The following is a 3864-nucleotide window of genomic DNA, read 5'->3' on the forward strand; positions in this document are numbered from 1 at the left end:
GCGTAAGGAAATTTTTGCCACCCGCATCCGCCGCCTGCCGATTTGCCGCTGGATTTTCAACCTGCTGCGTTCGGCGGATAATCAGCAACTGAAATGGAATGTGATTCAAACAGCGCTGGAACTGGAATTTCCGCCCGAAGAAGCCGAAAAGCAGCTCGAAACGGTGGTGGATTGGGGCCGTTACGCTGAGGTGCTGGGTTATGACGATAAAAGCGAGACGATTTACCTCGAAAGCGCACCCATTGCGGTTTGATTTAACTGGATTTTATTAATCGCCATGTCCGCTCGGCAAGGCTGCGGATGGAGAGATGTTCTTTGCCGCGCAGGTAGGTTTCCAGCGTGTCGTGCAGCGGATCGGCCCATTGGGCGGGTGTGCCGCTCATGATTCCCAGCAGTGTGCCAACCAGACCGGCGTTGCAGTCCACATCCAGCCCGGCGTGAGCAAGCCAGCGGAAGGCAGCCGTCATCTCGCCGTTGCAGTGCCACAGAGCAAATAAATCAGCGGCCAGGTTGGGGTAGGCGTGGATCCAGTTGTACTCCTCAAAGCGGGTGTCCAGTTTGTGCCAGGCTTCCAGCGGGTCGGGTGTTGCGGAGAGCGTTTGCAACACCTCACGGGCAATTGCCACATATTCACTGCGCTGCGGCAGGTAATTCAGACCTTCTTCCAACATGGCGCGCAAGTCATTGCGTACAAAGGCAAGCGCGGTTAACACAGCCGCATACATGCCGCCGTAAACGCCGTTGGCGGCATGGGAAACGCAGCCATCCAAAAAGGCCAGCCGGGCGGCTTCCACAGGCCAGCCAGGCGCAAGCATCCCGCAGACCATCCCGCGCATTTGCGCGCCAATCCAGTCATTGTACGGATTGCGAAAAGCACCCGAAAGCGGCGGCATAAATCCCATGCTCAGATTGTTCAGCGCAACCCACTCGGCTGACCAGCCAAACGGGATCTGGCGCAGCCATTCCAGACCGAGGTCTATCGAGGTGAGGTTCCTGCCGTGTTTTTCAAACACATCCAGAAAGACCAGTTCATAAACCACATCATCGTTGACCGTTTCGGGTTCGGTCAGGTAGCCCTCAATCACGCCGTACACTTTTTGAATCTGGCTGGAATGATAGCCCTCGATGGCGGTGCCAAAACTGCCGCCGGCCAGCTGCCCCAACCAGCCATGCAGGATTCGCTCCGGCACTTCTTTGGAAGGCAGCTTTTCTGGCTGAGTTGCGGGATTCTTCATGTTGGAGAAGATACTTTCCCAATCCATCGGGCGTTGATATTGCCAGTAAGAATGGGTGGGAATGCGGGGGGCATTGTGCAAGGCACTCAACAGGCGGGCGGTGTGGGCACGCAGGTCATCGCGGCGGTTTTCGGCTGCCAGTTGCAGCCCTTCCGGCAGCAGAGCCTCCGCTTCGCTAACATCAAAGCCCTGATTGTAGCGCGACTGTACCATTTCCACATAAGGGATTTCCGGCGCGCCGGAACCGGGTACACGCGCATTCCAGAACAGAGCGATCAGGTCATCTCCATGCGGAAAGACGGTATTGCTGTCATACCACTGGCTGGAATGAACGCGCCGGTCGAGCGGGACGGCATTCAGGCGGATGGCGCGGTCAATTTGCCAGGCGCGGGCGGGCAGAGGATGGGGTAATTCAATCATGCGTTTTTCAACCTCCGTTTACGGGCAGCGTAGAAGTAGAGGGCGATCAGAGTTGCCACATAGGGCACCATGGCCGTGAACTGGGCAGGGACACGGTAACCCTGCAGCAATAAGCCCAGCCCATCCGAAAAACCAAACAACAGCGAAATGAGGGCGATGCCCAGCGGGTTGCCGTTGACCAGAATAATGGCTGCCAGCGAAATCCAGCCCCGCCCGGCGGACATGTTTTCGGCAAACAGGTTGACATAACCGAGCGAGAGGAATGCCCCGCCCAACCCGCACAGCACCCCGCAAGCCAGCAAAGAAAGGGCGCGCATACGGTTGGAAGGCACGCCGCTTGAATCCAGGCGGGCCGGGTTATAACCGGCTGCGCGCAGACGCAGGCCAAAGCGGGTTTGAAAGATCAGGTAGTAAGTCAAAATGGTGGCGATTACCGCTACCCAGACCATCAAATTCTGCCCTGACAGAATCTCACCAACCAGCGGAATGTTTTCGATCAGCGGCAAACGGATGGAGGGAATGGGTTGGATGGCCGGGTTGGAAAAGACACCCTTGACGCTGAAAATTTTGCGCAGCATGTAGGTGGTTGCCCCCACGGCAAACAAGTTCAGGGCGATGCCGGTTACAAACTCATCGGTTTTCAATACCACCGCAAAGAGAATAAATATCAGAGAAAGGAGCAAAGCCCCTGCCACCGCCAGTAGCACACCCACCAGCCATGAGCCGGTGTAATAGGAACCCAGCACGGCAAAGAAAGCGCCGGTCAGCAGCATACCTTCCATGGCAATGTTGAACACACCTGCGTAATAGGTGTAGGCGCCGCCCAACGCCGCCAGTAAAATGGGGGTTGCCCCGGAAATCATGCCGTTAATCAAGCCGAGGAGGATTTTCATGTGCGCACCTCCCTTGCCCGCCGGCGGGCTGCCAGTTGTTCCAGGGCAGTGTTCAGGTACTCGCGGCTGGCGACGATGACCAGCACCAGAAGGGCTTGCAGTACCTGTGAGATTTCATTGGGGACATTGGTGATTAATTCCATACCCAATGCGCCGGTTTGAATGGCGCTGAAGAACAAACCATACAGGAAGGTGGCAATCAGCCCATTGTTGGCGACAATGGCAATCATCACCCCATCCCATGCGTAGTTGGCGCCCAGCCCGCGAATGAAGCGGTGCGGCCCGCCCATCACCACCAGACCGCCTGCCAGCCCGGCCAGTGCCCCGGTTACCAGCATCACTGCCACAAAATTGCGGTTGATGTTGCAGCCGCCCAGCCGCGCAAACAACGCATTCTGGCCGGTGATGCGCCATTCGTAGCCGGCTTTCCAGCGGTTGAAGATGAACCAGGCCAGAACGACTGCGGCAAACATGAACAGAATCATGGTGTTAAATTCACCCCACTTTGGCAGCCAGCCGTTGGGGTTGATTTGCGGGGTCATCGGCGAAAATGCTGCCGGGTCTTTGAACGGCGCAGTGATTGCCCAGGCGGTGAAGTAATCGGCAATCATATTCAACATGAGGGTGACGATGAACTCGCTCATGTCAAAGAAGCGCCGCAGCAGAGCAGCAATGCCCGCCCACAACATCCCTCCCAGCATGGCCAGCAGGGCAAGAACGGGAATCATCAGCGCAGGCGGCAGGTCAAGGTAAAGGCCGCCAACGGTGGCGAACAGGGCGCCCATCACCAGCTGGCCGGGCTGACCAAGGTTAACTACGCCGGAAGCAAACGCAATGGCTGCCGAAAGGCCGGGCAGTACCAGCGGAACGGCATTGCGCAGTGTGGTAGCAAAGGGATAATACCCAAACAGCGAATAGCGGAACAGTGACTCATAGGTTGCCAGCGGGTCGTAGCCCTGCAACAACAACAGGAATGCTCCCAGCAGCAAGGCAATCAGGATACCAATCAGGGCGTTGAGCAGTTTTTGTCTCATAGGCTTGCTTCCCGCCCTTCCAGCATCAACTGGCCTACTTCCTGTGGGTTGGTTTGTTCAACCGGCAAATTGCCCACCAGTTTGCCGCGGTACAGTACCAGAATGCGATCCGAAAGCAGGAAGATTTCCTCTAAATCGGCTGAAATCATCAGAATGGCGCGTCCTTCAGCGCGAATTCGCAAAATCTGGTCATGGATGTACTCCATTGAACCGACGTCCAACCCGCGGGTGGGCTGGTCGAGCAGGACGAAGTCACTTTGCAGCAGCAGTTCACGTCCGACG

4 protein-coding genes and 1 pseudogene are annotated in these 3864 nt (G+C 56.9%); 1 reads left to right on the top strand and 4 read right to left on the bottom strand.

Features of this window, described 5'->3' with window-relative positions; all coding sequences use genetic code 11:
- On the top strand, nucleotides 1-253 hold a 253-nt coding region (locus VAE48_RS16460), incomplete at its 5' end, for an AAA-associated domain-containing protein (protein ID WP_322794427.1).
- Nucleotide 254: 1 nt separating this feature from the next.
- Here VAE48_RS16460 and VAE48_RS16465 read toward each other — a convergent pair.
- The 4 genes and pseudogenes from VAE48_RS16465 to VAE48_RS16480 all read right to left on the bottom strand — a co-directional run.
- Entirely contained in the window at nucleotides 255-1655 is a 1401-nt protein-coding gene (locus VAE48_RS16465) for an ADP-ribosylglycohydrolase family protein (protein WP_322794428.1), read from the bottom strand.
- The gene (locus tag VAE48_RS16470) at nucleotides 1652-2548 is read right to left on the bottom strand and encodes an ABC transporter permease (protein WP_322794429.1); all 897 of its coding nucleotides are present in this window, start codon (nucleotides 2546-2548) and stop codon (nucleotides 1652-1654) included. The genes VAE48_RS16465 and VAE48_RS16470 overlap by 4 nt, the downstream gene beginning before the upstream one ends.
- Complete coding sequence (locus tag VAE48_RS16475; RefSeq protein WP_322794430.1) at nucleotides 2545-3582, bottom strand: ABC transporter permease; 1038 nt, start codon at nucleotides 3580-3582, stop codon at nucleotides 2545-2547. The genes VAE48_RS16470 and VAE48_RS16475 overlap by 4 nt, the downstream gene beginning before the upstream one ends.
- A pseudogene (locus tag VAE48_RS16480) lies at nucleotides 3579-3864 on the bottom strand (ABC transporter ATP-binding protein); the annotation flags it as partial. The pseudogene VAE48_RS16480 and the gene VAE48_RS16475, both read right to left, overlap by 4 nt.

The sequence above is a fragment of the Bellilinea sp. genome (genome assembly GCF_034432615.1).
In the GTDB taxonomy this organism is placed as follows: domain Bacteria; phylum Chloroflexota; class Anaerolineae; order Anaerolineales; family Anaerolineaceae; genus Bellilinea.

Coding starts and splice junctions, on each gene's coding strand:
- VAE48_RS16465 (WP_322794428.1), bottom strand. CDS start 1,655: ATGATTGAATTACCCCATCCTCTGCCCGCCCGCGCCTGGCAAATTGAC.
- VAE48_RS16470 (WP_322794429.1), bottom strand. CDS start 2,548: ATGAAAATCCTCCTCGGCTTGATTAACGGCATGATTTCCGGGGCAACC.
- VAE48_RS16475 (WP_322794430.1), bottom strand. CDS start 3,582: ATGAGACAAAAACTGCTCAACGCCCTGATTGGTATCCTGATTGCCTTG.